Origin of the sequence: Enterobacter sp. CGMCC 5087 (assembly GCF_003144775.1) — a bacterium.
GTDB lineage: Bacteria > Pseudomonadota > Gammaproteobacteria > Enterobacterales > Enterobacteriaceae > Enterobacter > Enterobacter cloacae_M.
The window spans coordinates 1-1,286 of sequence record NZ_QFXN01000355.1 but is presented as its reverse complement, the minus strand read 5'-3'; the positions used below and the strand labels follow the sequence as shown (position 1 = coordinate 1,286).

The window sequence follows — 1,286 nt, the reverse complement described above, 5'->3', positions numbered from 1 at the left end:
GCGATCGAACACGATGCGAAATCATGATCGACTACGGTGCGAACTGGCGATCGATCACCGTGCGAATATGCAACTGTGACATTACGCTGAAGCACGATATTAAATATGATGATGGTTATCAGTCATACGAGAATATCAAGAAATTCCTACCAGCAACTTACGTCTACAACGATGACCCTCGTGAGAGGGTTCGCCGGGGCATCATTGCCCAGGATGTCATGAAGATTGACAACGAGTACGTCAAACTGGTTCCTGCATCACCGGCTTTCGATAGTGAAGGCAACAGGATTGATGCTGATGATACGTTGGCGCTTGATACGAACGTCATTATGCTTGATACCGTGCTGGCCCTGAACTACGTCATCAAGAAGCTGGAGGCTACACAGAACGAGCTGGAGGAGCTTAAGCTAAAAATAGCGGCATCATGAAGCCTGAGCATTCAGCTGCAGCCCGTTCCGGTAAATGACGGGCTGCATTTTTTCAGTGGCCTTACTCTTTTACAGGGGCTCTCGTTGTATATTTCTGTCGTTGATTCCAGATGCTGTCCGCGGGCATTTCCACTCGAATACTGACAAACTGGTCACGCGGAATATCGACCGGAGCGCCATCATCAACACCCAGTAATTCATTTCTGGCGAACGCTGGAGCTTCCCGGTGTGTGCGGTGATAGGTTTTCACTAACACTGAACCGTCAGCATTAACCTCATAATCCAGCCAGATCAGGGGCTGTTTGTTGCGGTCTGTGGGGATATCAAAACCACCATCAATGCCGCCCCATGCGGCGTCCGAGTTTAGCCCTTCACAACCTTCAACCAGATATTCACCTGTGGCCAGACGGGTTACAGTACAGCCCTCTGATTCATCGTTGGTCAGGTATCTGCCATCGGAAAAAAGTTTAATCACAGGCGAGGCAGCTTTCAGTGTCCCATCACTGGACTTTGTGGTATTGCCGTTATGATAAACCTCTAGCCACCCAGAATTAACCCCATCAGCCATTGTCATCCATGTGAATCTTTTTCCTCCCATCGAGAATGCAGAAAATGATTGCTGGGAAACATCATTTGGGCCATTTCCCCAACTGCGCTCAGATATTCTAATACCCATAGAGTAATATTGTGGCCCGCCTGAAGTTGATGGAGACATCATAATAAACCTGCTGCCTAATGATTTATCCCACACGTCAGTAATTACCTGCGCTGAACTATTCCCCAGGCCAAACGCTCCCACCTGCATTACGTTTCCGGCAGCTGTTCCCACGTCCTTCGTCGCGCTACTTCCCAAACCGA

General features: G+C 48.9%; 1 protein-coding gene and 1 pseudogene. One reads left to right on the top strand and one right to left on the bottom strand.

What is annotated here, in order from left to right; translation table 11 throughout:
* Window positions 1-428: tail fiber domain-containing protein (locus tag DEO48_RS26390; protein WP_146198356.1), on the top strand; the 428-nt coding region annotated here is incomplete at its 5' end.
* Between the two features lie 61 nt (window positions 429-489).
* Here the strand turns inward: DEO48_RS26390 and DEO48_RS26385 are convergent.
* Window positions 490-1,286: pseudogene (locus DEO48_RS26385) on the bottom strand (phage tail protein); the annotation flags it as partial.